Source organism: uncultured Sphingopyxis sp. (assembly GCF_900078365.1).
Classification (GTDB): domain Bacteria; phylum Pseudomonadota; class Alphaproteobacteria; order Sphingomonadales; family Sphingomonadaceae; genus Sphingopyxis.
Window position 1 is genome coordinate 733,799 of the sequence record NZ_LT598653.1, and the last position, 22,991, is coordinate 756,789.

A 22,991-nucleotide genomic window follows, 5' to 3' on the forward strand; every position below is an offset into this window, starting at 1 on the left:
TCATGGCCGCCGAGCCCGGCAATGACGTGTCGACATCCGATCGACCGGGAGAGAACTGGAAGAGCGATGGAAACTGCAGAAATCGAAACCGGCGCGAGCGCGACCGGCCCGGCCATTCAGAATGGCGCCATGATGCCCGGGTTCGGGAATTACGTCTCGACCGAAGCGGTGGCGGGGGTGCTTCCCGTCGGACGGAACAGTCCGCAACGCACCAGATTCGGACTTCATGTCGAGGTCATATCGGGCAGCGCCTTCACCGTCCGGCGAGCGGAAAATCGGCGTGTCTGGCTCTACCGCCTGATGCCGTCGGCTCAGCATGGACGTTTCGAGGCCTATGCCGGCGGGCAGGGAATCCACACCGCGCCTTTCCCCAACCTCGACCTTCCGCCCGATCGCTTGCGCTGGGACAGCTTCCCCGTTCCGGACGTTCCGACCGATTTCGTCGACGGCATCGTCACCTTCGGCGGCAACGGCGATATCGCGAACGGAGCCGGCGTTGGCATCCATATGTATGCGGCCAACGTCTCGATGGAGAAAAAGATATTCTCCTCTTCCGACGGAGAACTGCTGATCATACCGCAGCAGGGGCGGATGATCGTCACCACCGAGCAAGGCCGCTTCACGCTCGAACCTCTGCAGATAGGGCTCATCCCGCGCGGGCTGAAATTCAAGGTCGAACTGCTGGATAGAGTCGCGCGAGGCTATATTTGCGAGAATTACGGCGAGATGTTCCGGCTGCCCGAATTGGGACCGATCGGGACCGCGGGCCTCGCGAACCTGCGCGATTTCGAAACGCCGGTCGCCTGGTTCGAGGACCGCGAGGAGCCGCATCTGCATGTGCAGAAATTCCAGGGCCGGCTCTGGTCGGCGACAATCGGCCATTCGCCCTTCGATGTCGTCGGCTGGCACGGCAATCTGGCACCGTATCGTTATGATCTGCGCCGTTTCAACGCGATAAATACGGTCAGTTTCGACCATCCCGATCCGTCGATTTATACGGTCCTTACCAGTCCGTCGGAATCGCCCGGGACGGCCAATTGCGATTTCGTCATCTTTCCGCCGCGCTGGATGGTCGCGGAGGACACGTTCAGGCCACCGTGGTTCCACCGCAATGTGATGAGCGAGTTCATGGGGCTGATCCAGGGCGTCCACGATGCGAAGGCCAAGGGCTTCGATCCGGGCGGTGCCAGCCTGCACAATTGCATGACAGCACATGGCCCCGACCGCGAAAGCGTCGAAAAGGCAACGGTCGCCGAACTGGCGCCCCACAAGGTCAAGGACACGCTCGCCTTCATGCTCGAGAGCCGGCACGTCATCCGCCCGACCCGATGGGCGCTCGAGACCGAGCTTCTTCAGAAAGACTATGATGCGTGTTGGCAGGGCTTTGCGCGCGGCCGGGTTCCTGACGGGGAGAACAGACGATGAAATTATTTTATACTTCCGCATCCCCGTTCGCCCGCAAGGCGCGTGCTGCGGCGGCGGAGGCCGGCGTCGAACGGGATGTCGAGGCCGTCGAAATCACGCAGATGACGGTCCCTACCAATCATATTCCGGAGCTGTCGCGCGAGAATCCGCTCGGCAAGGTTCCGGTTCTTCAGCTCGGCGACGGCCGGCGGATCGTCGATTCCGCGGTGATTGCTGAATATTTCGACAGCATCGGCAGCGGCATATTGTTTCCGCGCGACGATATGCGGTGGACGGCGCTGACGCTGCACGCGCTTGCCGACGGGATCATCGAGGCGGGGATCGCCTGCCGGCTCGAAGGGCTGCGTCCCGAAGCCATACGCTGGCCCGACTGGGTCGATGCGCATCGCGGCAAACTGGTCGCTGCGCTCGATGCGATCGAGAACGACGGCGGGCTTCTGTCCGGCCCGTTCAACATCGGCCAGCTCGCGCTCGTCTGCGCGATCGAATGGATCGCGTTTCGCGACGTCTATCATGACAGTTTCGCCGGCCGTCCGGCACTCGCGGACTGGTATGGCAAGGTCCGCGGTCGCCCGTCGCTTCGCGCGACCATGCCGTGAGGACGCCGATGATCGACCTGTTCATGTGGGCAACGCCCAACGGATACAAGATTTCGATCATGCTCGAAGAGGTCGGGCTGCCTTACCGGGTCGTGCCGGTCGATATCGGCAAGGGGGAACAGTTCGATCCGGCCTTTCTGGCGATCAGTCCGAACAACAAGATCCCGGCGATCGTCGATCCCGACGGCCCCGACGGCCGGCCGATATCGGTTTTCGAATCGGGGGCCATCCTGTTCTATCTGGCGCGAAAAACCGGACGGTTTCTGCCGTCGACGGACCGCGATCGCATCGCCGTCATGGAATGGCTGATGTTCCAGATGGGCGGCCTTGGACCGATGGCCGGGCAGGCGCATCATTTCCGGCACTATGCGAAGGAGGATATCCCTTACGCGGTAGAGCGATACACGGCCGAGGTCGCGCGGCTTTATCGCGTGATGGACGCGCGTCTGGCGCAGACGCCCTTTCTGGCCGGCGAATATGGCATTGCCGATATCGCCTGCTTCCCATGGGTGCGCCGGCACGAGCGGCATGGGGTCGATCTCGCGACCTATCCCCATGTGCAATGCTGGTACGAAACGATCATTGCGCGGCCCGCGGTGATCGCCGGCCTGCTCCCGCTTTCGGATGCGGAGCGGCGCGGGATTATCGCCCACGACGGATCGCACGATCTGTTGTTCGGTAGCGGCCAGTTCGCCGGCAACCGATGACGTCGGCGCACGTCACCGGTGCGCAAGCGGGATGCGTGTACCTCGATCTGGGTGGCGCGCGCGGCGGTTCGGGGATTACGGGGGTCGAGGTCATTCTGGCCCGCGTCGAGACGAACGACGGACTGGAAGCCTGGGGATTCAGCTATGTCCTGCGCGGCCATCGCGGGGCCAGCCTTGCGGCGGCACGCGACGCTGTGGCGGTGCTTGTCGGCAAGCCGGTCCCGCATCCCGAGGCGGCGTGGCGCCGCGCCGTCGCCGGGTTCAATCGCACGGGCGGGGGTCCCAACCTCGTCGGTCTGGCCGCAATCGATGTCGCGCTGTGGGATTTGTGGGGCAAGGTGCACGGCCGGTCCATCGCCGCCTTGTTGGGGGGCGGCGAAGTGGATCGTCCGGTCTATGCTTCTTCCGGCTTTTCGCCGGGGCAAGACCCCGAAGAGGCAGCCGAACTTGCGAAGGCGGCGATCGCCGCCGGCTATTGCGGGGTCAAGCCGCGGCTGGCGGGCCGATCCGCCGATCTTTTGCTCCTGCAACGGGTGCGCGCGGCGATCGGGCCCGATGCGCTGTTGCTTGGCGATGCCAATGAAAAACTCGATCTGCCGCAGGCGATGGCGCTGGCGCGCGACGCGGTCCGATCGGGGCTCGACTATCTGGAAGAACCGCTGTCCGCGAGCGATCTCGACGGTCTGCGCCGGCTTGCCCGCGCGTTGACGCTGGCGATCGCGGGCGGAGAGCATTTTCAGGACGACCTGCTGCTGCTCCCCGTTTTGAAGGAGCGCCTGCTCTCGCTGTTCCAGCCCGACCTGGCGATGATGGGCGGGCTGACCCCGTGCCTGCGTGCCGCGCGCGCAGCCGAATTGTTCGGGGTGAAGGTGTCGCCGCATTTCCTGCCGGGACTGTTCGTCCAACTGGCGTCGGCTTGCCCCGCGCTGACCATGCTCGAGGAATTTCCCCTGATCGAGCCATTGTTCGATGGCTGGCCGGAGGTCCGGGGCGGACGGATGCGTGCGACGGCCCGGCCGGGACACGGCCTTCATCCCACGGGCCATGCGATCGAAGAATTCCGGAGATCCGGTTGAACCTTTGCCGCAATCGGGCGCGCGTCCTCATCGTGGAGGACAGGCGCGCACGTCCGTTCGGCATAGTCCAGCCGTCACAGAAAGAGAGAGGATTGCCCCCATGATGCCATCGCGACCGGAGGCGCGCCATGCCGCGTAGGACGATCGTCGAGATCGATATTCCGGCTGTCGGCATGTCCGAAACCCAGTCGGGCATCACCCGCATGAAGCCCCGGATATTGGGTGCGCTGGTCGAGCCCGATGCGCCGACCGGAGTGGCGGCGTTGATCGCGCATCCGACGAATAACTTCCTGGGGCACCCGCTTCTTTCCCCACTGGCCGAGCGGGGTATTGCAGCGCTTGGTCTCAACACGCGCTTCATGAATAACGACGCGACGCTGATCATGGAAAAGGCGATCCAGGACATTGGCGCGGGTGTTCGTTGGCTGCGCGAGCGCGGCTACGAACAGGTTCATCTTGTCGGATTTTCCGGCGGCGCGGCGCTCGCATGCTTCTATCAGGCGCAAGCGGAGAAGCTGACAATCGTCGAGACGCCCGCGGGCGATGCCGTGTCGCTGTCGGCGGGCGATCTGCCGCCAGCTGACAGCCTGTCGCTGATCGCCGCCCATCTCGGCCGGTCGCGCCTTTTGCAAGACTGGATCGACCCGTCGCTCACCGACGAGAGCGATGCGGCGAGCCGCGATCCGTCGCTGGACATGTATGATGCGGTGAACGGTCCGCCCTATTCCGACGAATTCCTCGAACGCTATCGCTCGGCACAATCCGCGCGGCGCGACCGGATCGAGGCATGGGCAAAGGCTCGTCTCGGGCTCCTACGGATCAATAATCCATCCGCGGACGAGGCCTTTGTCGTTCACCGGACATTTGCCGATCCACGTTTCATGGATCTTTCCCTCGATCCCAATGGTCGTCATGCCGGTGGCATTTGGGGAAACGCGCGGGACGTTAATTATGCGGCGAATGCGATCGGGCGCTACACGTCGCTCACAGCTTTCCTCAGTCAATGGGCCGGATGCTCGAACGCCGATGGCCCGACCAACGTCATGCGAACCAGCATACCGGTGCAATATATAGAACTTGGCGGCGATGCCTCGACCTTTCCGAGCACCACGAGGATCTGGCGCGAAGCGATCGAGAGTCGGGGGAATGCGACATCCTCCTTTCATGCGATCGATGATGCCGATCATTATCTGAAGCGGCCCGAGCATCTTCGAGAGGCGGCAGACATGCTGGCGGCCGCCTTTTCCGCCTAGGTGGCTCAATATCAACTTTCGGAGCATCCCATGAAGACCCGTGCCGCCGTTGCCTTCGAAGCGAAGAAGCCGCTCGAAATCGTCGAACTCGACCTTGAAGGCCCGAAGGCGGGCGAGGTGCTGGTCGAGATCATGGCGACGGGCATCTGCCACACCGATGCCTATACGCTCGACGGTTTCGACAGCGAGGGCATCTTCCCGAGCGTGCTGGGGCATGAGGGCGCAGGGATCGTGCGCGAGGTCGGCGCGGGGGTGACCAGCGTGACGCCGGGCGACCATGTCATCCCGCTCTACACCCCCGAATGCCGCCAGTGCAAAAGCTGCCTGTCGGGCAAGACCAACCTCTGCACCGCGATCCGCGCCACCCAAGGAAAGGGGCTGATGCCCGACGGCACGACGCGCTTTTCATACAAGGGCCAGCCGATCTTCCACTATATGGGCTGCTCGACCTTCTCGAATTTCACCGTGCTGCCCGAGATCGCGGTCGCGAAAATCCGCGAGGATGCGCCGTTCCAGTCGAGCTGCTACATCGGCTGCGGCGTCACCACCGGCGTCGGCGCGGTGATCAACACCGCGAAGGTGCAGGTCGGCGACAATGTCGTCGTCTTCGGCCTCGGCGGCATCGGCCTCAACGTGATCCAGGGCGCACGGCTTGCGGGTGCGAACCGGATCATCGGCGTCGACATCAATCCCGCGCGCGAGGAATGGGGCTGCAAGTTCGGCATGACCGAGTTCCTCAATTCGAAGGGCATGAGCCGCGAGGATGTCGTCGCGGCGATCGTCCAGATGACCGACGGCGGCGCCGATTACACCTTCGACGCGACGGGCAATACCGACGTGATGCGCACGGCGCTGGAAGCCTGTCACCGCGGCTGGGGCACCTCGATCATCATCGGCGTCGCCGAGGCTGGCAAGGAAATCGCGACGCGGCCGTTCCAGCTCGTCACCGGACGCAACTGGCGCGGCACCGCGTTCGGCGGCGCGAAGGGGCGCACCGACGTGCCGAAGATCGTCGACATGTATATGCAGGGCAAGATCGAGATCGACCCGATGATCACCCACGTCATGGGGCTGGAAGACATCAACAAGGGTTTCGACCTGATGCACGCGGGGACAAGCATCCGCAGTGTCGTGGTGTTTTAGGGGGATGCGGTTCGACGTAGTGATCGTGGGCGCCGGGCATGGCGGCGCGCAGGTGGCGGTGATGCTGCGCACGCAAAAGTTCGCAGGCAGCATCGTGATCATCGGCGAAGAGCCCGAGCTTCCCTATGAGCGCCCGCCCTTGTCGAAGGAGTATTTCGCGGGCGAGAAGGAATTCGAGCGCATACAGCTCCGTCCCGCCAGATATTGGGACGAGCGCGAGGTGACGATGCTGCTCGGCCGGCGCGTCGTGTCGGTCGATCCCGGAACGCACACGGTTACCACCGACGGCGGCGGGACGATCGGCTATGGCAAGCTCGTCTGGGCCACCGGCGGGCAACCGCGCGTGCTTCCGATCCCGGGCGGGAACCTTCCCGGCGTGCAGGGGGTGCGTACCCGCGCCGATGCCGATGCGATGAAGGCCGCGTCGCAGACCGCAAGGCAGATCGTCGTGATCGGCGGCGGCTATATCGGGCTCGAAGCCGCGGCGGTGCTGAACAAGGCGGGCAAGAAGGTCGTGCTGCTGGAGGCCCAGGACCGCGTGCTCGCGCGCGTCGCGGGCGAGGATTTGTCGCGCTTCTACGAGAAGGAGCATCGCGACCACGGCGTCGACCTCAGGCTCGGTGTGTGCGTTGACGCGATCGAGGGCGACACGCATGTCACCGGCGTGCGGCTCGCCGATGGCGAGCTCATCCCCGCCGATCTCGTCATCGTCGGCATCGGCATCGTCCCCGCCGTCGAGCCGCTGATCGCAGCGGGGGCGGACTGCGCCAACGGCGTGCGCGTCGATCGGCTCTGCAAGACGAGCCTGCCCGACATCTATGCGATCGGCGACTGCGCATCGCATGTGAACGACTTCGCCGAGGGCGCCGAGATCCGGCTCGAGTCGGTCCAGAACGCCAATGATCAGGCGAATGTCGTCGCCAAGGGCATCGTCGGCGATGAGGCGCCCTATCATGCGATCCCGTGGTTCTGGTCGAACCAATATGATCTGAAGCTCCAGACCGCGGGCCTTTCCACCGGCCACGATCAGGCGGTGCTGCGCGGCGATCCCGCGAACCGCAGCTTCTCGGTCGTCTACCTCAAGGCGGGCAAGGTGATCGCGATCGACTGCGTCAATGCGACCAAGGATTATGTCCAGGGCCGCATGATCGTCACCGCAGGCCTTCGCGCGGGCGCCGAACAGCTCGCCGACGCGAGCAAGCCACTCAAGGACATGGTCCTTTCATGAACCGGAGCACAGGGGACATCGCGATGACACGATCTGCACAGGAAACGCCCCAGACAGGCAAATCTTCATCGCCAGCGCGGGCGAGGACCCTTCACGACAAGATATGGGACACGCACAATGTCACTGAGCATAATGGTGAAACGATCCTCTATATCGATTTTCATCTCCTGACCGAGATCACGACGGCGCAAGCATTTTCTGCGCTCGAACAGCGAAATTTGAAGGTCCGTCGACCCGATCGCAGTCTGGCAATCGCGGATCACAATACGCCGACCGAAGGACAGTCGCTCGGTCTTGCGGGCGTGGCGGATCCCGCTGCACGGTTGCAGATGGAGGTGCTGGAAAAGAACACGCGCTCCAATGGCATCGAGTTTTTTCCGATGGGCGACGTCCGCAATGGCATCGTGCACGTCGTCGGGCCGGAGCAGGGGCGTACGCAGCCGGGGATGACAATCGTCTGCGGCGATTCGCACACATCGACCCACGGAGCGTTCGGCGCTTTGGCGATGGGCATCGGCACGTCTCAGGTGGAGCATGTCCTGGCAACCCAGACGCTCCGGCTTAAAAAGGCCAGGAATTTTCGTGTGCGCATCGAGGGAGAACCCGGCCCGGGAATCGGCGCGAAGGAATTTGCGCTGGCGGTTATTTCCAGAATCGGGACCGGCGGCGGTACCGGCCACGTCATCGAATATTGCGGTTCCGCGGTTAGCGCCCTTTCGATGGCGGGACGCATGACGCTTTGTAACATGACGATCGAAGCTGGTGCCCGCGCCGGAATAATCGCGCCCGACGATGTCACCTTCGCCTATCTCGAAGGTCGACCTGCGGCTCCGAGCGGCGCGGCATGGGACGCCGCGCTGCAATATTGGAAAACGCTTTTTTCCGACGAGGGCGCGCATTGGGATCGCGAACTGGAAATCGACGCAGCCGAAATCCCTCCGTTGATTACCTGGGGGACAAGCCCGGAAGATGTCATTCCGGTTACTGCGACCGTCCCGGCACCCGCCGAGTTCGCCAGCCCCGATAAGCGGTCTTCGGCCGAACGGGCGCTCGAATATATGGGCCTTGAGGCCGGTCAGCCTATCGCCGGCGTCAAGATCGATGTCGTGTTTATCGGCTCGTGCACGAACAGCCGTATCGAAGACCTGCGCGCCGCCGCCGGAATTTTGCATTCGGGGCGGCACGTCGCGCCCAGGGTCCGCGCCATGGTTGTCCCCGGTTCCGGCCTTATTCGCGCGCGCGCCGAACAGGAGGGGCTCGACAAGATATTCAAGGCGGCGGGGTTCGAATGGCGCGAACCCGGTTGTTCGATGTGCCTGGGCATGAATCCGGACAAACTCTTGCCAGGCCAGCGTTGCCTCTCGACATCCAACCGCAATTTCGAAGGGCGGCAAGGGCCGGGGGGACGGACACATCTTGCCAGTCCTGTCATGGCCGCCGCCGCCGCGCTCGCCGGCTCGATCGTCGATTTCCGGGAGTACCTCTAATGAAGGCTTTTTCCTGTCTGGAAAGCAAGATCGTCGCGCTGCCCAATGCCAATATCGACACCGACCAGATCATCCCGGCACGTTATTTGACGACGGTTACGCGCGAGGGGCTGGGCGAGGGGCTGTTTTACCAGTTCCGGTTCGACGAAGATGGAAAGGAGAGGCCCGAGTTCGTCTTGAATCGCCCCGAATATGCGGGGGCGGGCATATTGGTTGCGGGAGACAATTTCGGCTGTGGCTCAAGCCGTGAGCACGCGCCATGGGCGCTTATGGATTTTGGGATTCGCTGCGTCATATCGACGAGCTTTGCCGATATCTTCTATGCCAACTGCTTTCAAAACGGATTGCTGCCGGTTGTCCTCAAATTCGACGAAGTGCAGGAACTCATACGAATTGCGCAGGAATCCGCCTCTGTCATTGCCGTTGATCTCGTCGCCCAATCCGTTTCTCTTCCTTCGGCGGCGAAATATTTTTTCCAGATTGACCCGGCGCTCAAGAATAAAATGTTGAAAGGGCTGGATTCCATCGGAGAGACGCTGCAGTTCGAAGCAGAAATATCCCGGTATGAGCGTTCGGATGCCGTGATGAGGTCCTGGCTGACAAACTGAGCTCAAATCCATATCCAATATGTTTCTATATTATAATGGCTTGACGGGCAGCTCGTCTTTCCGGTGTCGGATGCTTGGGTGCTTAGGTTTTGAACCTGTAAACCTAAGCCCCGCACGCTGGTCCGAAGAATGAGAGAATTCCCGGTCAGCGTCGGTGGCCGAGTCCGGTCAGGAATATGTCGACCGCGGAGGAGACAAGTGCGGTCCGTTCGACTTCGGTTGGCGCAGCGCGCAATCCCAGCAGCACCTGGAGGTGGAGATTGCCGCGGATCATTCCGACGAAATGGTCGCCGGCCGCCTGTGCGTCGCACGAGCCGATCTCGCCGCGCGCCTCGGCAGCAGCAAGCACCTTCGCAAGCGTCGCGCTCGCGAGACCCGGGCCGAGATCGTAGAAGCGCCGCACCAGATCCGGAAAGCGCGCATACTCGGTTGTCGCGATGCGATAGACGCCGAGCAGCGCGGGCGACAGCGAGATGTCGATCAGCTGGCGGCCGAAGGCGAGCAGCATCGGCCGGAGCCCGCCGGGTCCCGGATCGTCCAGCGACAACGCCGCGAGCGCGCGCCCGGCATGGTCGGACACGATCGCGGTGAACAGCCCCTCCTTGTTGCCGAACTGGTCATAGATATTGCGCTTCGATCCGCCCGCGCGTTCGATGATGTCGTCGATGCGCGTCGCGGCATAGCCCTGCTCGAAAAAGATTGCCGCGGCGGCCTCTAGTAAGGCGTCGCGCCCCACCTTGCCCCGGTTTCCGGCTGCCGCCTCATTCACAACAGATACTCCCCACTACTTCTGGATAGATTGACTGGTAATGATCATTACCGTAAGGGTCAATGGTAACGTCCATTACCGGAGGCGATCATGGCGACCCTGACCAAACGCAAGAAGACCGGATTGCTGCTGATCGCGGCGGCGGTTCTCGTCGCCCTGCTCCTCTGGATATTGGCGGCGGGCGACGAGGCGGCGGAGACCGACAATGCCTATGTGCGCGGCGACGTGACCTCGCTCGCGCCCAAGGTCGCGGGCTATGTCGTCGCGGTCGAGGTGAAGGATAATCAGGCGGTGCGGGGGGGCGACATCTTGTTCCGCATCGACGACCGGGACTATCGCGCCAAGCTCGCGCAAGCCCAGGCCAATGTGCAGGCGGCGCGCGCGCGCGTCGCGAGCAGCCGCGAAGATATCGCACTCCAGCATATATTGGTGCGGCAGGCTGCCGCGCAGCGCCGCGCGGCGTCGGCGGACCTCGCGCTCGCGCGCAAGACCAGCGACCGGCGTTTGGCGCTGGTCGGCGGCGGCGCGGTGAGCCAGGCGCAGGTCGACGAAAGCGACTCGGGGCACGCGCGTGCCGCAGCAGGGGTTGCCGCCTCGGAGGCCACGCTCGATGCGCAGCGCCAGCGGGTCGAGCTGCTCGGCGCGCAGCATGCCGCAGCACTCGCTGCGCTCGCGCAGGCCGAAGCGGCGCGCGATCTTGCGCAGATCGACCTCGACAATACGGTGGTGCGCGCGCCGATCGCGGGCGTCGTCGGCAATCGCCAGGTCCGCGTCGGACGCCTCGTCTCGCCGGGCGCGGCGCTGCTCGACATCGTGCCAGTCGCCGATCTTTATGTTGTCGCCAATTTCAAGGAGACGCAGCTCGAATATATCCGCCCCGGCCAGGCGGTGCGAATCCGCGTCGATGGCTATCCCGACGTCGCGATCGAGGGCTTTGTCGATAGCCTCGCACCGGGCAGCGGATCGGCCTTCGCGCTGATTCCCGCCGACAATGCGACCGGCAATTTCGTGCGCGTCGTCCAGCGCGTTCCGGTCAAAATTCGTCTGCGGACCAACCCGCTCATGGGGCGGCTCGTGCCCGGGCTTTCGGCGCGGGTCGAGGTCCTGCACGGCCGCCGGACATGACCGCGGCGCCCGTTCCGGCTGAAGTGCGCGCCGGAGCGACGCCGCCGGGCTGGCTGCTCGTCGCCGGCATATTGCTCGCCTGCCTGACCGAGGCGCTCGCGAGTACGATCCTTGCGCTCGGCCGCGCCGACATCATCGGCGACACAGCGGCGACCCCCGACGAATTCGCCGGGCTCGACGTCGGCTATACCGCGTTCAAGCTGATCGGTTTCGCCTTCGCGCCGTGGCTGCTGACGCGTGTCGATCCGCGCCGCGTGCTGCTCGCCGCGACGCTGGTCATGGGCGCGGCCTCAGCGCTCGCTGCCGCCGTCACCGGCCTAGACCTTCTCGTCGTCCTCCGCGCGGTGCAAGGGCTGTCGGGCGCGACCTTGCTCGTCGCGGGGCAGGCGATCCTGTTCTGGACCTGGCCCGCGGCGCGTCAGCCGGTCCTGCAGGCGCTGTTCGCGATGGGCTCGGTCGTCGCGCCCGCGACCGCCGCACCCCTGTTCGAGGGCTGGCTGGTCGACCAGCGCGACTGGAGCTGGATTTTCGCGGCGGTGGTGCCGCTGTCGCTCGGCGCGGCGGGGCTGCTGATCCTCGCTGGCGACACGCCGAAGCGCCCCGCGCCGCCGCGCCGCCTCGACCTCGTCGGGCTGCTCGCTCTCGGCGCGGCGCTGCTCGCGGCGACCTATGTGCTGACGCAGGGCAGCCGCTGGGATTGGCTCGAGGCACCGCGTATCACCTGGCTGATCGGGATTGCAATTGCCGGTCTGGCGTTCGTAGCCGCCCGCCAACTGCGCGCGGGCGCCTCAGGATTGTTCGACCTGTCGGTGTTCCGTACGGAAGACTTCGTATTCGCTTTTTTCGTAAGCTTCGTCGCCGGCGCGGCGCTGTTCGGCAGTGCCTTCGTCATCCCCGCCTTCGCTCTCTCGGTGCTCGGCTTCACCCCGACCGAGGCGGGCGCGCTGCTGCTGCCGAGCGGCGCCTGTTTCCTCGCGACCCTGCTGTTGTCGGCATGGCTGATGCAAGCGCGCGGACTGCCACCGGTCGCGACGGTGCCGCTCGGGATATTGTCTATCATGATCGCGATGTGGATGCTGTCGGGGTCCAACGCCCAGAGCGGCGCCGCCGACATGATGCCCGCGATCCTGCTCCGCGGGCTCGGGCTCGGGTTCCTCTTCCTGTCGATCACCTTGATCGCATTCACCAAATTGCCCGCGGCGAGCGTCGCCTACGGCATCGGCATCTTCAACATCGGCCGCCAGCTCGGCGGGCTGATCGGGGTCGCGGCGCTCCAGACCTCGATCGACCATGGCCTCGTCCACAACCAGACGATGCTGGGCGCCGCGATCACCTCCGGCTCGCCCGCGCTCGCAGAGCGCATCGCGGCGACCACGAACCTGCTCGTCGCGCGCGGGGTGGATGCGAGCGCGGCGGCGAAAAGCGCGACCGCGATGGTTGGCCGCGCGGTGGGCGGGCAGGGCGCCGTGATCGCCTTCGACACCGCCTTCAACCTCGTCGCGCTGCTCTTCGTTGTCGGCGCGCCGTGCATCGTCGCAATCAAGATTCTCCTTGCGAAGACGATGGGGAAATCCGCTCCAGCAGAGGCTGCATCATGACCCAGTCCATCCGCACCCGCACGGCCCCGACCGCGCTGCTTGCCGCCGCGCTCGCCGGCTGCACCACCGTCGGCCCCAATTACCGCCCCCCCGAAACGCAGCTGAGTGAGGCCTGGGTGAGCCCGGTCAGCAGCGAGGCGGTCGACGGTATGTGGTGGCAGCGGTTCGACGATCCCTTGCTCGCCGAACTGGTCGATGCGGCGATTGCGGACAACAAGGATATCGAGGAAGCCGGCGCGCGGCTGCGCGAGGCGCGCGCCAACCGCGATGCGGTGTACGGGCGCGAACTGCCGCAGGCCGGCGTGTCGGCGATCGCGACGCAAAGCCGGCTGAGCGAGAATGGCCAGCTCCCCGTCGGCAAGGTTCCCGGCCTCGGCCGCAACCTCGCGATCTACGACGTCGGTTTTGACGCGTCATGGGAGATCGACCTGTGGGGCGGCACGCGGCGCGCGATCGAGAGCAGCGAGGCGCGCGCCGAAGCCGCCGAGGAAGCGCGGCGCGGGGTGATCCTCCAGGTAATCGCCGAGGTCGTGCGCGCCTATATCGATCTGCGGACCGCGCAGGCGCTGCGGAGCAACGCTGTCGCCGATGCCGAGGCGCAGGCCGGCATCGCACGGCTCGTCGGCGACCGGCTGCGCGTCGGCGCAGCGTCGCGCGTCGATTACCTGCGCGCCGAAACACAGGCGCGCTCGACGGCGGCGGCGATCCCCGCTTATGAAGGCGACGAGGCGGCCGCCGCCTTCCGCCTCGCTCTTCTCGTCGGCCAGCCGCCCGAGGCGCTGCACGCACGGCTGCGGCAGCCCGCGCCGATGCCTGCGGCCGATTTCGATGTCGCCGCAGGGCTGCGCTCGGACCTGCTCCGCCGCCGCCCCGACGTTCGTCTCGCCGAGCGCGACCTTGCCGCGTCGACCGCCGACATCGGCGTCGCGACCGCCGAGCTTTTCCCGCGCCTTTCGCTGATCGGCGGCATCGGGCTGCAGGCGCGCCGGCCCGGTGACCTCCCCTCGGACAGCAGCTTGCGCTTCCAGGTCGGGCCGTCGCTACGCTGGCCGATCTTCTCGGGCGGGCGCATCCGCGCCCAGATTCGTGCCGCCGATGCACGTGCCGACGCCGCGAGCGCGCGCTACGAACGCGCGGTGCTCGCCGCGCTCGCCGACAGCGAGACGAGTATCAACCGCTTTGCGGCGGCCGGCTTTGTCGCCGCCGAACGCGCCGCGGCGCAAACCGCCGCCGCCGAAGCGGTCGAGCTCGCGCGCCGCCGTTACCGTGCGGGCGAGGAGGATCTGACGGCGTTGCTCCAGGCGCAGATCGCCTATAGCGCCGCCGACCGCTTCCATATCCAGGCGAAGTCGGGCCGGCTTCAGCAGCTCGCCGCGCTTTACAAGGCGCTCGGCGGCGGATGGGAAGCGACCGAGGGCAAGGGCTCGCCGCGATGACTCGTGCGGCAAAACTGGCCGTCGATCGCCGCGAGGCGCAGCGGCGCCGCATCCTGGAGGTCGCGCGGCGGCACTTTCTGGCGCACGGCTATGGCGCGGCGACGATGTCGGCGATCGCGGCCGAGGTTCGCGGGTCGAAATCGGCTTTGTGGAACCATTTCGATTCGAAGGCGTCGCTGTTCGCCGCGTTCGTCGATGCCGACAGCCGTAACTTTCATGCCGACACATTGGCCGTGCTCGACCGCGCGGGAGAAGCGTTCGAGATTCTGGCGGCTTTTGTCGATACATTCGTTGCGGCTATCTCGTCGTCGGCGGCGCTGAAGCTCCAGCGGCAAGTCGCGGCCGAGGCCGACCGGATCGCGGTCGGTGACCTGCTCTACGACCGCCTCGTCGGCGTTGTCGAAGCACGCCTTGCAGAATTCTTTGCCCTGCATATGCGGGCAGGGGCGTTTCGCCGCGGTGATCCGCGCCGCGCCGCACGCTTGGTGATAGCGATCTGCCTCGGGCTTGACCCGCACCGGCTGTTCTTGCCCGTCGACGCCATCGGCGCGGCGCCCTCGACGCAGGCTGGCTTCGTGATCGATGCGCTGAAGACGCTATTTGCCCCTGAAGATGGGGACGAGAGCGAAATGCAACGAGATGACCGTGCCGCGGTGCGGGCGGTCGTCGGCGCGCAGGGCCGCGCCCCTTAGTCCGTCCCGGGGACGTCTCTTCAGGGATGGCGGTCCGCCGATTCCAACCTGCCCGCCTCCGATCCCACTAGGTCGTTCCACGGCAGCGGCAATTTGGTGACGGCGGGGCGCGGCGGATCAACGCCGTTTCCTCAAAAGTCGGCGGTGAAAGGCGTGCCAGTCAATCGCGTCGGCGGCGCGCCTTCACTCAAGGAAAATGCCTCCGATACCGCGGTTCAGGGTCGGCCATACCTTCGTGTGATAGCGCACAGGGACGCGCGCCTCCTAATGTCATCGGGCCCACAACGGCTCAGGCGGCGCGCACCGCGAAAATGCGATGCGACCTGTCGCCCTTCGGCCGAAATCATCGTGCTTGGGCCGCTTCGCTGGTTCTCTCGGAAGGCGGACAAAAATGGCAGGAAAATTGACGTGCGGACCTTGCCCTGCCGATCATCGGCATGAAAACGCCGCATCTTTCCAATCGACAAGGGCCTGTTTTGAAAACGGTCCGCGAAATTCGAACGGCGAGCGGATTAATTCGCGCCGCCCCGCGTATATTTTTCGATGACCCGTATTCCCGACAACCAGGTGACAAAGCATGTGCCGGCGTTGCTCCGATACGCGCGTTCGCTGCTACGTGACGATAGCGCGGCGGAGGATCTCGTCCACGACGCGCTCGTGCTCGCCTATGCGCACGCCGACCAATATCGGCCCGAACGCTCGCTGCGGACCTGGCTCTTTTCAATATTGCATAACCGTTTCGTGAGCGATGTGAGGCAACGCGGCGTTCGGGATCGACATCTCGCGGCCATGGCGGCACTACCCGCCGAGACGCCACCGTCCGAGCAGGAAACCCGTCTTCGCCTGTCCGAGGTGGAAAAATCGCTGCTCGAACTCAGCGATGACCAGCGCGCGGCGCTGCATCTCGTCGTGTGCGAAGGGCTTTCCTATCAGGAAGCCGCTTCGGCGCTGAGCATTCCGATCGGCACGCTGATCTCGCGCATCTCGCGCGCCAGGACCCGGTTACGCGAACTGGACGATGGCGAAATCGGCGCGCCTGCCACACCGAAGCTTCGCATCGTCAAGGATTAGATATGGACAAGCCTTGCATCAGCGAGTTCGAACTTCAGGCCTATGTCGACGATCAACTCGACCCCGTGGGACGCCTCGAGGTCGCCGACTATCTTGTCCGTAATCCCGATGTCGCTGCGCGCGTCCTTGCCGACCTTCGCACCCGCGATGCCATGCGGGCACTTGCATTCGCGCCCGCCGCGCCGGTCCCCGATCGGATTGGCCGGTCAGCCGAGCAGCTGGCCACCTCCTTGAGACGCGGCGGCGCACGGCGGCGGTTCGGCCGCGCCGCACTGACGGCGGCGCTCCTGATCGCGGCGGCGCTCGGCAGCGCGCCCTATTGGCAGGACTGGCATGTCGTGACGCCGGCCAAGGCAGCGGTGCCCGAGTTTGTCGAAGAAGCGCTGATGTCGCACCGAACCGCCATGGTCCGGTCGCGGATGTCGTCCCAAGTCGAAATACCGAACTTCGATCCCGCCGACGTGAGGAACGCTACGCATATCGCGGTTCCCGAGATGCCGCGCGGATGGCGTGTGGAGGATGTCCAGCTGTTCCCCTCCGATTACGGACCGAGCTTGCAGATCGTTATCGATGCCGGGCCGGAAAGGCAGTTGTCCTTGTTCGCGGCGCGCGCCAGCGAAGGCCTTCCGGGAGTGCCCGTGATGGCAAATGTGAAGGGCGATGATATCGCCTATTGGGCGCGCGAGGGGACGGTCTATGTGCTGATGGGAGGCCCCGCCGACTTCCTCGCACCCGCCGCGTCCGATCTTGCGGACAATCAGGATGCGCGATGATGCTCGACCTTGACGATATCGACGGTGCGATCCGGCGCCAGACGGAGATTTGTGTGGTCGGCGCCGGAGCGGCGGGGATCGCGCTGACGCGCCGCCTCCTTGCCGCGGGACACGAGGTGCTACTGCTCGAAAGCGGGGGCAAGGATTTCGAGGCGGCGACCGCCGACCTCAACGCCGGTGCCAATATCGGCGAGGATTATTATCCGCTCCACGACGCGCGAATGCGCTTCTTCGGCGGCACGACGGCGATCTGGGGTGGGCGCTGCGCCGAACTCGATCCGATTGATCTCGAGCGTCGCGACTGGGTACCCCACTCGGGTTGGCCGATCGGCTGGAGCGATCTGGCTCCTTACTACGCCGAGGCACGCCCGATGTTCGGGCTGCCGGATCGGCGTTACAATATCGCCGACCTGCGTTCGCATGGCGTGCCTGTTCCGCACTTCAGCGATCAGATGCTCAACACGCCCATCTGGACTTTCGATCCGCGCTTCAACCGTTTCACCTTCGATGCCTGTGACGACATAATATCGCATCCGCGCTGCCAGGTCATCTGCCATGCAAGCGTTACGGGCATCGAGCGGCGCGCGGGCGCGGTGCAGCGTCTAGAGGCGCGTTCGCTGAAAGGCGGACGGCTGATCGTTTCCGCCGATGTCGTTGTGCTCGCGGCGGGCGGAATAGAGAATGCCCGTCTTCTCCTCGCCTCCGACATCGGCAACCAATATGATCAGGTCGGTCGTTACTTCATGGAACATCCGCATGCGCGCGGCGGCCGCATCGTCGGCGGTGATAGCTGGAACCTCCTCAAATCCTTTGCCCGGCGCCATCGCATCGACGGGCAGGATGTGGCGGCGCTGATCACGCCCGCCGCTGCGGTTCAACGCCGCGAAGGCCTGCTGAACAGCTCGTTGACGATCGTCGCGCGCCAGCCCGCCCGCGCCACGCAGTTCGTCGGCATGCGCGTTTACGGGAGCCTCAAACACGATATCGAACCGACCAGGCGCGGGCGAGCGCTTTGGATGGCGACGAAGAAGGCGGCGAACTGGGCGCAGCGGCACATCGATCCGGCGCGCCCCTGGCTGTTGCACAAGGCGGGATTGGCCGACATCGCGCTTCTGGTTCGCGCCGAGCAAGCCCCGAACCCCGACAGTCGCATCACCTTGGGAGGCGAGGTCGATGCCTTGGGTGTCCGGCGGGTCAAGCTCGACTGGCGGCTGTCGGCGCTCGATAAACGGAGCGTGGGCGGACTGGTGGGCGCGCTTGGCGTGGAGCTGACCAGGCTCGGAAGCGGGCGCGTCGAGCCGGCGGCCTGGCTGGCGGACGACGGGCCTCGCTGGCAAAGCGATCCGCTGATTTCGTCGCACCCGATCGGCGGCTATCACCATATCGGCACGACCCGCATGTCCGCCAGTCCGCGCACCGGCGTTGTGGATGCGGATGGACGAGTTCACGGGCTGCACAATCTCTATGTCGTGGGCTCATCGACATTCAGCACCGCTGGGTGGGCAAATCCCACCCTTACGATTGCCGCTTTGGCGCTGCGTACTGCCGATCGTATCTCGACCGCGCTCGTCCGTCTCCGCCGTGCGTCCGATATTCACGCGGCCTACGCCTGGAACGACGACGTCTTGCTCGGGCGAAAAGCGTCCTGAACGATGGCGGGTGGAACCGGGGCATTGTTTCCTGTCGGCGAGTGGCCAGCTATCTTCATGATCCTATATGATCACGGCGTTGCTCGACCGCGCCACAACGGCTTTCATACCTGGAGCGGTGATCGCCCATGTCGCGATCTTGCGCCTCGGCTGATCCGCCGCCATGAAAGGCGATCATCCGCGCACTCACCGCGGACCGCCCCGTCCGCGAATCCGGCCTGTCTTCTGCTCCGCCTTGATATAGCCGTGCGCGTCTGGCCATTGCCCGTTCCGGCGAAGCGTTCGCTATAGTTTCTTTGGCCGCCGTTCGTCTCCCGGCGTTGCCGGTGACCATCTTGCTGAGCGGGTCCATACATCGGCCAAAGCTATCCCGATGATTGTCACTCGCGAAAAGGGAGCAGCCCCGTCGACGAAACAGGCCCGCAACTGAATTGCCTAGCGAAACTGGCGAAACGCACTCCGCACTTCTTCGACAAAGATTTTCGGCTGCTCCCAAGCCGCGAAATGTCCGCCGCGATCCGCTTCGTTCCAGTAGAAGAGGTTGGCCCAGTTTTGCTCCGCCCAGACGCGCGGCGCGCGGTAGAATTCACCCGGGAAAATCGTGGCTCCCATCGGGAGGTCGATCCGGCCCGCAGAATAGCCGCCGAAGCCCGTTCGAAACACCTCCCAATAATAGCGCGCTGAAGAGGTGCCTGTGTTGGTGAACCAGTAGAGCGAGATATCGTCGAGAATGGTGTCGAAACCCAGCGCCGGTTCATCGCTGCCGTCATTGCCCGACCACGCGTCGATCTTTTCGAACATCCACGCCGCCTGTGCCACGGGAGAGTCCGCAAGACCGTAGCCGAGCGTCTGGGGCCGGGTGCCTTGAAGATTTGCGTAAGCGCCGCCGTCGCTCTGGAATTTCGCCATGCTGGCGAGCGCGCGCCTCTCTTCTTGGGTCGGGTCCGTCGGATCGACTGTCGGCATAACGAGAGGCAGGTTCACGTGCGCGGCTGCCAGACCGTCAGGGCGAAGCTGTGCGAGGCGATGCGTGATCAGCGACCCCCAGTCGCCGCCCTGCGCTACCCAATGCTCGCAACCGAGCCTTTGCATCAGGGCTCCCCAAGCGCGCGCGGTTCGTTCGGCATTCCATTCAGCATCCGTTGGCCGCTGAGAGAAGCCGTACCCCGGGATCGATGGAATGACGACGTCGAACGCGTCGGCTGCATTGCCGCCATGCGCGACAGGGTCGGTCAATGGACCGATAACGTCGAGAAACTCTATGACGGAACCGGGCCAGCCGTGCGTCAGGATGACGGGAAGGGCGCCCGCGTGCGGCGAACGGACATGCAGGAAATGGATTTCCAGCCCGTCGATCTCCATGTGGAACTGCGGATATCGGTTGATCCGCTCCTCGAAGCGGCGCCAATCGTGCCGGTGCTGCCAATGGTCGATCAATCGGCGCGCCGTTCCAAGCTGGACGCCCTGACTCTTGTCGCCAACAATCTCGCGGTCCGGCCAACGAACGCGATCGAGCCTCGCCTTCAGATCGTCGATAGCGTCCTGCGGAACCTGGACTTTGAACGGGGTCATCGCGCGTCTCCAATCGAATAGCGCTCGGGAACAGCAACTCGGGCTTCTGCTCACCGCGCCGAACGCGAGAGATGATCGCGGTTAGCCTCGTTCGCCATTATCCCCGGGCATTATGCGTCATGGACTTTCGGCCAAGCTTTGCTGTGCCAAGGAGTTGGCAAAGGGTCTCACCTATCGTTCCAGGGCTCGCGCCCGGCGAGGCCGCTTTCGTTGGACGCGCGGTCACGCGGGTCCCGGGGCCACAGTAAAGCCGGGTTGGCGGATACTGCGAGGCATGTCGTCGTAATCGGCAACGAATCCGAACCCGCTCGCGAACGTGCGCATGCCAGACTGCCGCTTCCGGGCGCGTCGAGGATTATGGCCCCGGCGGCCTGACCGTCGAGACCGTGGCGAGGTTCAAGGGTCTCGAACGCTCCGTCATTATTCTCTGGGCATACGACGCGTGCAACGCTGCGGCCGACCGCGAGACTCTCTATGTCGGCATGTCGCGGGCGAAATCCGTCCCCTACCCATGCGGCGCACGCGAGGCCTGCCGCCGAATATTGAAAATGGCGGGGTAGGGGCGAGCGGTCGAAGAGGGGGCATCATGCCCCCAGTATTCGGGGCGGGATCTTTGCGAGTAGCAGCCGCACCGCCGCTATTGTCTGATGCGAAATCGAACCGGTTGCGCTAGAGACCCGGTCCCGACGCCGACCGGTTTAAGCCCCACGATATTCCTGGATCCCTTGTATGTCTTCCTTTTCCATCGATCTTGCGGCCGACCGTATCGTCGATTCCCGCACGCGCGCTTACTTCGAGGAAGTATCGCGGTCATACGCCAACGAATGCTTCCGGAGCAGCTTGGTCATGCTGTGGACGGTTGTCGTGTGTGATCTCGTATACAAGCTGCAGACACTGCGGGATCTTTACAACGACACGGCCGCAGGCAAGCTCTTGCAGGACGTCGAGCAAAAACGCGCTACGAACCCGAACAGCCCAGACTGGGAAATTTACCTGCTCGAAGAGGTCGCGAAGCGCACCAAAATGCTTGAAACCTCGGAGTTCGTGCAGCTCCAGAATCTCCAGAAACTGCGCCACCTGTCGGCACACCCCGTCCTGACAGCGGCGGACCTGCTCTTTCGACCGACGAAAGAGGACGTCCGGGCCCAGATTCGCATGGCGCTCGAAGCGGTGCTGCTCAAACCAGCCCTGTTCTCGAAGCGGGTTATCGATACGCTCGTCGATGATATCGCCACGAACAAGGCCTTACTTATTTCGCGCGAGAAGCTGAAAGCCTACCTCGAAGCGCGGTACCTGCCAAACATGCCATTAGCGATCGAGCTCGAACTATTCCGAGTTCTTTGGAAATTCTGCTTCAGGCTCAATAACGCCGATACCGAAGCTAACCGGGGGATCAACGCACAGGCGCTTGCTATATTGTTCAATCGCGATCCGGTGGCGGTACGGACAATGATCGGTGCCGAGCGGGCGGTGTTCAGCAATGTCGGACCGGACCCGGAACCGCTCGACGCTCTTATCGCGTTTTTGGCGGACCATGGAGAGCTGTTCGGCCTCCTCGATCCCGCGGCCCAGATTCTGGTGGAAGGCCGGCTTGCAGCCGACATAAACAACCGCGCGAGAGGCCGCTTCAAAAGCCCTGACATGGCGGCGCACCTCGACGCGCTCCTCGCCGAAGATCATCGTGACCTGGCCAAGCTGGACGATGATTTATGGCTGGCCTTGCTCGACGATGCGAACAGCGAAGGACAGGTGGACGGGGCCGTCCGCCTGGCCATCAAAACCTACACGGGAAGCCGCACTTACGACGCCGCGGACTCCCGTTTCGGCAGGTTCATCGAGCCGGCGCTGGCTCATTTTACGTCCGTCACGATGACGGAACTTCTTACCGGTATCGAAGATAACGACCAGACGTACGGCCGCGGCCGTTCCACCCTTGATCATCGGCAGATCAGGGACGCCGCCGACGATCTCGGTGTCGTGTCCTCATCGTTCAAGGAGTTTACGAAGTCCCTTTAATGACACCAGCTGTTTCGTACCACGCGCCGTGCAACCAGCCGGGCCGCAGCAGCCGGGCATCCGCAAAAAGAGCAAGGCGCCCCGCAGGAAAGCGGGATGGAGCACATTGGCCTCGAGGAAGGCGGAGTAGCGGCCGACGAGCATTTCAGTCCTTCGACTCGACGCATTCGTCGTCAATGAGGTCATATTCCTCGTCGAGTTCGGTCATGCGGGTCAGGGCCTTGCGACGCTCCATCACCGTCTTCTCGCGATAGTTGAGGACGTCGCGCGCCAGCAATTTCCTGTGCGTTCCCACCATCCGATAGGGGATGATCTCCTCATTCAGCAGCTTGATCAGATGGGGACGCGACACGTTGAGCAGATCGGCCGCCTGCTGCGTCGTGAGTTCGGCGCTGACCGGCACGACGGCGACGGCATTCCCGTTACCCACCTCGATGAGCATCTTGATGATCGTGCGGAAAATATTCGCGGGGATCGTGACCGATTCGACATTTGCATCGCCCGGTGCCTCGGCGGTAAAGCTCACCGAGGCGCCATGATCGAGCCGCGAAAACTGGCGCGCCGCCGTGCGGGCCGCGTCGATCTCGTCGAGGCTCGGTTCGTGGACCTCGTCCAGATTGACAGCAAGTGCAGCCATTTCGCTTCTCCTTCGGGCCGTACCCATATAGGGTATAAACGAAATAAATGAAACATTCGAAATAAACGAAACGCAGTCTAAGGTGATTTCGTCGGGAGATGACGATTGCTACGCCACAAGGCCCCGA

Annotated in this window: 21 protein-coding genes; 18 read left to right on the top strand and 3 right to left on the bottom strand. The window is 64.2% G+C overall.

Annotation, left to right across the window (positions count from 1 at the left end; translation table 11 throughout):
• Positions 1 to 132 precede the first annotated feature (132 nt).
• From hmgA to leuD, 9 genes are all read left to right on the top strand, one after another.
• Positions 133 to 1,425, top strand: a complete 1,293-nt coding sequence (gene hmgA / locus QZL87_RS03250; RefSeq protein WP_295327141.1) for a homogentisate 1,2-dioxygenase — start codon at positions 133 to 135, stop codon at positions 1,423 to 1,425.
• Positions 1,422 to 2,024, top strand: coding sequence for a glutathione S-transferase family protein (locus QZL87_RS03255; protein ID WP_295323693.1), 603 nt, complete (start codon positions 1,422 to 1,424; stop codon positions 2,022 to 2,024). Before hmgA ends, QZL87_RS03255 begins: the two co-directional genes overlap by 4 nt.
• Positions 2,025 to 2,032: 8 nt before the next feature.
• The gene (locus tag QZL87_RS03260) at positions 2,033 to 2,731 is read left to right on the top strand and encodes a glutathione S-transferase N-terminal domain-containing protein (RefSeq protein WP_295323696.1); all 699 of its coding nucleotides are present in this window, start codon (positions 2,033 to 2,035) and stop codon (positions 2,729 to 2,731) included.
• The gene (locus QZL87_RS03265) at positions 2,728 to 3,807 is read left to right on the top strand and encodes a mandelate racemase/muconate lactonizing enzyme family protein (RefSeq protein WP_295323698.1); all 1,080 of its coding nucleotides are present in this window, start codon (positions 2,728 to 2,730) and stop codon (positions 3,805 to 3,807) included. The genes QZL87_RS03260 and QZL87_RS03265 overlap by 4 nt, the downstream gene beginning before the upstream one ends.
• 128 nt (positions 3,808 to 3,935) lie before the next feature.
• Complete coding sequence (locus QZL87_RS03270) at positions 3,936 to 5,060, top strand: alpha/beta hydrolase (protein ID WP_295323700.1); 1,125 nt, start codon at positions 3,936 to 3,938, stop codon at positions 5,058 to 5,060.
• 30 nt (positions 5,061 to 5,090) lie between these two features.
• Positions 5,091 to 6,203: an S-(hydroxymethyl)glutathione dehydrogenase/class III alcohol dehydrogenase gene (locus tag QZL87_RS03275; protein ID WP_295323703.1), complete on the top strand. Its 1,113-nt coding sequence runs from the start codon at positions 5,091 to 5,093 to the stop codon at positions 6,201 to 6,203.
• Positions 6,204 to 6,207: 4 nt separating this feature from the next.
• The gene (locus tag QZL87_RS03280) at positions 6,208 to 7,431 is read left to right on the top strand and encodes an FAD-dependent oxidoreductase (protein ID WP_295323706.1); all 1,224 of its coding nucleotides are present in this window, start codon (positions 6,208 to 6,210) and stop codon (positions 7,429 to 7,431) included.
• A gap of 23 nt (positions 7,432 to 7,454) precedes the next feature.
• A complete protein-coding gene (leuC, locus tag QZL87_RS03285) occupies positions 7,455 to 8,918 on the top strand; it encodes a 3-isopropylmalate dehydratase large subunit (RefSeq protein ID WP_295327144.1) in 1,464 nt (487 codons plus the stop codon).
• Positions 8,918 to 9,526 (top strand): 3-isopropylmalate dehydratase small subunit, encoded by a 609-nt coding sequence (leuD, locus tag QZL87_RS03290; RefSeq protein ID WP_295323709.1) that lies wholly within the window; start codon positions 8,918 to 8,920, stop codon positions 9,524 to 9,526. The genes leuC and leuD overlap by 1 nt, the downstream gene beginning before the upstream one ends.
• A gap of 145 nt (positions 9,527 to 9,671) precedes the next feature.
• Here the strand turns inward: leuD and QZL87_RS03295 are convergent, their stop codons facing one another.
• On the bottom strand, positions 9,672 to 10,295 hold the full coding sequence (locus tag QZL87_RS03295) for a TetR/AcrR family transcriptional regulator (protein WP_066609328.1): 624 nt from the start codon (positions 10,293 to 10,295) through the stop codon (positions 9,672 to 9,674).
• Positions 10,296 to 10,385: 90 nt separating this feature from the next.
• Here QZL87_RS03295 and QZL87_RS03300 point away from each other — a divergent pair, with 90 nt between their 5' ends.
• The 7 genes from QZL87_RS03300 to QZL87_RS03330 all read left to right on the top strand — a co-directional run bounded on the left by QZL87_RS03300 (position 10,386) and on the right by QZL87_RS03330 (position 18,639).
• Complete coding sequence (locus QZL87_RS03300) at positions 10,386 to 11,420, top strand: HlyD family secretion protein (protein WP_295323712.1); 1,035 nt, start codon at positions 10,386 to 10,388, stop codon at positions 11,418 to 11,420.
• Positions 11,417 to 13,018 carry an MFS transporter gene (locus QZL87_RS03305; protein WP_295323715.1) on the top strand — a complete coding sequence of 534 codons (1,602 nt, stop codon included), beginning with the start codon at positions 11,417 to 11,419 and terminating at the stop codon, positions 13,016 to 13,018. The genes QZL87_RS03300 and QZL87_RS03305 overlap by 4 nt, the downstream gene beginning before the upstream one ends.
• Positions 13,015 to 14,454: an efflux transporter outer membrane subunit gene (locus QZL87_RS03310; protein WP_295323717.1), complete on the top strand. Its 1,440-nt coding sequence runs from the start codon at positions 13,015 to 13,017 to the stop codon at positions 14,452 to 14,454. The genes QZL87_RS03305 and QZL87_RS03310 overlap by 4 nt, the downstream gene beginning before the upstream one ends.
• Positions 14,451 to 15,146 (top strand): TetR/AcrR family transcriptional regulator, encoded by a 696-nt coding sequence (locus QZL87_RS03315; RefSeq protein ID WP_295323720.1) that lies wholly within the window; start codon positions 14,451 to 14,453, stop codon positions 15,144 to 15,146. The genes QZL87_RS03310 and QZL87_RS03315 overlap by 4 nt, the downstream gene beginning before the upstream one ends.
• Before the next feature lie 543 nt (positions 15,147 to 15,689).
• Positions 15,690 to 16,217 carry a sigma-70 family RNA polymerase sigma factor gene (locus QZL87_RS03320; protein ID WP_295323722.1) on the top strand — a complete coding sequence of 176 codons (528 nt, stop codon included), beginning with the start codon at positions 15,690 to 15,692 and terminating at the stop codon, positions 16,215 to 16,217.
• Positions 16,218 to 16,219: 2 nt separating this feature from the next.
• Entirely contained in the window at positions 16,220 to 16,990 is a 771-nt protein-coding gene (locus QZL87_RS03325) for an anti-sigma factor (RefSeq protein ID WP_295323725.1), read from the top strand.
• The gene (locus QZL87_RS03330; RefSeq protein WP_295323726.1) at positions 16,987 to 18,639 is read left to right on the top strand and encodes a GMC family oxidoreductase; all 1,653 of its coding nucleotides are present in this window, start codon (positions 16,987 to 16,989) and stop codon (positions 18,637 to 18,639) included. Before QZL87_RS03325 ends, QZL87_RS03330 begins: the two co-directional genes overlap by 4 nt.
• Positions 18,640 to 19,074: 435 nt before the next feature.
• Here the strand turns inward: QZL87_RS03330 and QZL87_RS03335 are convergent, their stop codons facing one another.
• Positions 19,075 to 20,211 (bottom strand): epoxide hydrolase, encoded by a 1,137-nt coding sequence (locus QZL87_RS03335; protein ID WP_295323727.1) that lies wholly within the window; start codon positions 20,209 to 20,211, stop codon positions 19,075 to 19,077.
• Positions 20,212 to 20,597: 386 nt separating this feature from the next.
• Between QZL87_RS03335 and QZL87_RS19230 the strand changes: the two genes are divergently transcribed.
• Positions 20,598 to 20,771: an ATP-binding domain-containing protein gene (locus QZL87_RS19230; RefSeq protein ID WP_362988516.1), complete on the top strand. Its 174-nt coding sequence runs from the start codon at positions 20,598 to 20,600 to the stop codon at positions 20,769 to 20,771.
• Between the two features lie 169 nt (positions 20,772 to 20,940).
• Positions 20,941 to 22,227 carry a hypothetical protein gene (locus QZL87_RS03340; RefSeq protein ID WP_295323729.1) on the top strand — a complete coding sequence of 429 codons (1,287 nt, stop codon included), beginning with the start codon at positions 20,941 to 20,943 and terminating at the stop codon, positions 22,225 to 22,227.
• A gap of 145 nt (positions 22,228 to 22,372) precedes the next feature.
• Here QZL87_RS03340 and QZL87_RS03345 read toward each other — a convergent pair whose 3' ends face one another.
• Positions 22,373 to 22,864 (bottom strand): helix-turn-helix domain-containing protein, encoded by a 492-nt coding sequence (locus tag QZL87_RS03345; protein WP_295323731.1) that lies wholly within the window; start codon positions 22,862 to 22,864, stop codon positions 22,373 to 22,375.
• Positions 22,865 to 22,991: the final 127 nt, after the last annotated feature.